The sequence below is a fragment of the Bacillus sp. L_1B0_5 genome (assembly GCF_000836715.1).
In the GTDB taxonomy this organism is placed as follows: Bacteria; Bacillota; Bacilli; order Bacillales; family Bacillaceae_G; genus Bacillus_A; species Bacillus_A thuringiensis_S.
In genome coordinates, this window is sequence record NZ_JXIS01000190.1 from 1 (window position 1) to 4,746 (window position 4,746).

Consider the following 4,746-nt stretch of genomic DNA (forward strand, 5'->3'; position numbering starts at 1 on the left):
ATCTGTCCGAACAGGAACCGACACTTGTTGGATCACCTCCTTATCCTCTGGCCCGCTATTATCTGCTTTCATGCGGCTTAATTTGTATTTCACTTTAAAAATTACGCTTGCTTCTTTATCTGTAACCTCATCTACTCTTAATACAGTTGCGTATAGAAAATTGGAATCCCATTGCATACTTACAAAATCTAAACCAACTTGCGGATCAAATGTTTTCGGTATATAGGGATGTAAGCGCTCTGAACGCTTCTTCTTTCCCTCATCCCCTCTTTGCCACGTAAAGTATTCCTTTGCGAATCCCCGCGCAAATTCAATCGCTTCTGGACGCGAGGCAAGGTTTTGTTTTTGTGTGACTTCCTTTGGAGTGGTACTGGCCTTTGCCTGTGTATCTCCCTTTCCTTTTACTACAGTTGTTACGGATACAATGAGCATCCAACAAAACAGGAGCCAAAAGGCCCATTTTCCAATTAAGCGGCCTTTATAGGATGGAATTTTTGTCGCTTTCCTTGCCTTCCCTTGTTTACTTTCAAATGTTTTTGCAAACCACTGTTTCACCTTTTGAACCATATTCATCCCCCTTTCAATTTCGGTAATGGCGTAAAGATCGTTCGTAGCAATCACGAGCGAATGAAGCCATGCCAACTGCGGTTGATTCATCTTTTATTTCGTTTCTTGCATAATTGATAAAATTATTAAGTTTCGTTTGACTACCTGTGATATAAGGAAATCTAGCATGAACCACATACCGGTTGTCTCCATCCCTCCCCACTTCAAAGGACGCTCCATCTGTAGCCCGAAATTCTCTTACAAAATCCAAACTTTCCAATTCGTCCATCATGCACTCTCCTTTTCTCTTAAAACTGTAAGAAACTTTTGTGCTTTTTCTTTGAACATCCACCCTTTGTCTATCCTTGCTTGCTCAAACATGTCATAGCAGCTGATTTCATGTTCAATCTCCAATATTGCTTTTTCTTTTGTATACTCTAGTCCATCACACTCCCATTCCCATTCCTCTGAATTTAAACCAATCTCTATTTCAATGATCTTTCCATTCTCCATAAGGTAAAATTTCCGCATATATAAACTTGTTTGTGCTAAACAAATTTCATATGCTTCCTCACAACCCATTCCTTCATAGATTTCCACTAGAAATTGAGCTTCAACTTCTCCCACATTTCCTCTTTCATAGGTGTTTTTATGTGTAAACATTGTCTATCTCCCCCTCATCTTTTTTACTCCTTATCTATCCAAAGGTGATGATCCGCCAACTTAGATGCCATATTGGCCACTTCTTGCGGAAAAACTTGTATCAAGAAAAGAAGACCCCCTATTAGCAAGCAATTCATGAACATTTTCCATTTTCTTTGGTAAACCGAATAGCCTATAAACACAAGGGTTACGACACTGATAATACCTATCATGATTGGATTTCCTACGGAAGGTAAAATGATAATAGGCATTTTCTATCCTCCTTTATGATCGACCATCTTCCATATCCCCACTACGACCAGGAAGAAAAGCAAGACACCTTCCCATCCTTGCGTATAGTAAATTTCCACCACTTTACTTTTTACCGCTTCCCAGGCTTCTCTTGATCCTGGTACTCTTTCAAATAACCAATCTGAAAAGACAACTAACAGAAAAATACTGGCGCTTATCGATAAAATAAACCGAAACACATTTTTACAGCCTCACTTTCATTTCTGGATTCCGAATATTCCGATAAATATTCCCGAAGGGATCTTGTAAGATATCTTCAAACAATGTAATAAACACTGGAATTTCTGGACTACTGACTCCTTTTAAATAACGAATCAATTCTTTCTCTCTACTTTCACTACCCGCAATAAATACAAGACGCCATTCCAACACTCCATATCCCATACCCATATGCGTCCGATATTCTGTCTTTTTACCTTCTTGCGTCATAAAGTCGTTATAACGGATAATCTTTTTTTCTAATACTTCTTTTGATCCGTAAGAACGCTCCATTTCCATATATACACCAATATTTTTATCAACCGCTTCTTTTAACCCAATCACCGCAACTCCATCCGGTCGTATAACACGACTTTTCCCTTTTGCGTATTGAAACGTTGCTCGCGGTTCATTGATCCATTCCTTGAGTTCCAATCTTTCTTCTCTCTTTGATATTAATGTCATGGCACATTCAATCTTTGCTAACATTAAACTGTGATACACAAAGGATGCCGAACGTTGGGACCAACTATTTTTCCAATGTACACTCCCTCTTAATCCACGAACCATTTCTACCCCCTTTGCCGCAAGTGTATATACATTTTGTGGACGTCCAGATTTACGAACCTGGCTTCGTGAAACAGGTATGGGAAGTAATTCATTTTTCAAATATTTTTCTTGTACTAAGCGATTCAAACGATAATACACTGATTTTTTCTTATGGTTCGGATATACTTTTTCTGTTATATACTCCATATCAACATAGATGTGATTGTGTATATCCATGAGTAAGTTTTGGTCTTCTTCCAATAACAACATACTGCACATAGTCTCTACTCCTTTTCCCACATATCGAAAATGCTTGTTTCTCCTTTCTTATCTTCCTCCATTTCGCCTTTAACCTCAGGTGATTCAATGATTGGTGTGTCTTCTGGAAGCTCTATTTCTTTTGTTTCTTGCTGTTTTACTTCTTGTTTTTCTTGTTTTTCTTCTTTCACTTTTACCGCTGTGTTAGCTTGTTTTCGGAATGGGATAATTTGCGCTTGATGTGTGGGTTCCGCTGACTCTGTTTCTGAAACAGGTTCTTTCACTTCTTCATGAGAAGATAATTTTTCTTCTAATTCATCTAGCCCTGATGTCACAACAGGTTCTTCTTTCGATAAGTCAACTTTTCTATCTTGTAGATATTTACCTTTTCCATATAGAAACTCATCAATTTCCTTATCGATTTCTGATCCTGCCTTCCCATTTTGTTTCTCTAACGACTGAATCTTTGCTCTGGTCCATTCATTTGATGCATGAATTTCTTTTTCGTTTTTATAATTTGCCGCTTTTCCATTTTGTAGATAGCGGTCTAATGGTGGAACACGTATGGTACACCATACATTTTTTGCTTCACCTCTGATATAATCTTGTGTTTGAATCGCTACAACTAAGTTAGGAAGGTTCTGCAAATACTCTGTACGGAATTGCTTTTGCATAATGCCCTCTAACGTTTTTGCGGAATTATGACCTTGCCTGCATACAAAGTAATTTCCGCCCGCTTCTGTTAACATGTCTGTTAGTTCTCTGTCTAACTGTCCCGAAACTTGCTGGGTAATCACCCATAATCCAAATCCATGCTTTCGATCCTTCGCAATAATTTTAGGAAGAACAGGTACTGGCACGTCATGAGCTTCATCGATTACACCTAAGTGTAGTTTGGAACCATGCGGCCGCTGTTGGGCAATACGGTGATATTGGTTACAAATGTAACCGACTGTAAGCAAAGTATCTTCTTTTCCCATTCCCGCTAAATCGTAAAAGATAAGGTGTCCTTCATCCATCCACTTTCGAATTTCTAAGGAAAAACCTGTTTGACCGTACATACGCTTTAAATACAACGTATTACGAAAGATATCTAATCGGTTTAAAATCGCTTGTGTGCTGTCTTCTAACGCGCTTCCCACTTCATATTTCCAAAAGTGAGAGTAATATTTTTGTTCTGGCCCTTGTAAATTGGCGATTACATTTGCTCGAAACAGTTCATCACTAATAAAGAGTGGGATACTTAAAATCGTATGAATTTGACTCTTATCACAAAGCAACGTACCAATAATGGCCCTTAGTAATCGTTCTGTTTGTTGTGCTTGCCCTTGAATCATTAACTTAATCATTTCCATAATGGATTCAACCACTGTTTGGATATCTTCATTTGGAAAACGATGAAATAAGTTCAAAGCTGGTGGATGATCTGTATTTCGAAAACGGATAAAGTGAACCTTACTCCAATCCACTTCTTTCCCATCCTTTTCCGCTTTCAAGAGTCGATTCATTGCTACATATGCCAAATCTTCTGTCGGATCAAATAGAGATAATCCACCCGCTTCATTCGGGTTTTCTAGCCATTTATCAATAACACTTTGCATCAACCTCATGGCAATGGTACTTTTACCAGATCCCACTTTCCCCGTAATGTAGCCATGATTCTTGAAAAAGTCTTCTCGGATTTTTACTAATCGATCTTTGATATAGGGATGCATCACATGGCCAATTGAAATGCCTTCGGCCAATAAATCATTCGGTATCATGTTTTCCCCTTTATCTAGATACAAGATGTTTCGCTCTGTCTTGCTGTTTTTATCCCCTGTTACGTTGGGAAGATGGAACAAGTTTAATAGCTCTGATCCCGTCCAGATCATTTTTCCGTATACGGGATGTGGTACAGCTGGCATACTGCGTCTAAGCCTTCTGTATCTCAGCTCATTCACATCGGCCATAATACTTGCCACCATATGCCCTAAGTTCTTAATAACAGGTACACCAGGATAATAGTCACTTGCGAATGAAACAGATACTTGAAACGCCACTTCATTTTTGGCAAACCGTTTATTTAATGCGCGGATTTCTTCTTTTTCAAAGGCGTCTAGCCCATTCTTTTTCTTCTTCCGAATGGCCTTTTCTGCTTTTCGAATCCCTTTTGTCAGCTGATACCCGTTATCTGGTGTAAAAGCAATATCAATCCATGTCTTTTCTTCCATCGCACTTCCTAACATCGGTAATACATCA

Annotated in this window: 7 protein-coding genes; all 7 read right to left on the reverse strand. The window is 38.7% G+C overall.

What is annotated here, in order from left to right; genetic code table 11:
* Window positions 1-567, reverse strand: a 567-nt coding sequence (locus RT27_RS31575; RefSeq protein ID WP_043939258.1) for a conjugal transfer protein, incomplete at its 3' end; no start/stop codon positions are given.
* A gap of 13 nt (window positions 568-580) precedes the next feature.
* On the reverse strand, window positions 581-838 hold the full coding sequence (locus tag RT27_RS31580; RefSeq protein ID WP_043939260.1) for a hypothetical protein: 258 nt from the start codon (window positions 836-838) through the stop codon (window positions 581-583).
* Window positions 835-1,209: a hypothetical protein gene (locus tag RT27_RS31585; protein WP_043939262.1), complete on the reverse strand. Its 375-nt coding sequence runs from the start codon at window positions 1,207-1,209 to the stop codon at window positions 835-837. The genes RT27_RS31580 and RT27_RS31585 overlap by 4 nt, the downstream gene beginning before the upstream one ends.
* 23 nt (window positions 1,210-1,232) lie before the next feature.
* A complete protein-coding gene (locus RT27_RS31590; RefSeq protein WP_231583611.1) occupies window positions 1,233-1,460 on the reverse strand; it encodes a hypothetical protein in 228 nt (75 codons plus the stop codon).
* Window positions 1,461-1,463: 3 nt separating this feature from the next.
* The gene (locus RT27_RS31595) at window positions 1,464-1,679 is read right to left on the reverse strand and encodes a hypothetical protein (RefSeq protein ID WP_000488222.1); all 216 of its coding nucleotides are present in this window, start codon (window positions 1,677-1,679) and stop codon (window positions 1,464-1,466) included.
* A gap of 4 nt (window positions 1,680-1,683) precedes the next feature.
* Window positions 1,684-2,526: a replication-relaxation family protein gene (locus tag RT27_RS31600; RefSeq protein ID WP_043939264.1), complete on the reverse strand. Its 843-nt coding sequence runs from the start codon at window positions 2,524-2,526 to the stop codon at window positions 1,684-1,686.
* 5 nt (window positions 2,527-2,531) lie between these two features.
* Window positions 2,532-4,746: hypothetical protein (locus tag RT27_RS36000; RefSeq protein WP_043939268.1), on the reverse strand; the 2,215-nt coding region annotated here is incomplete at its 5' end.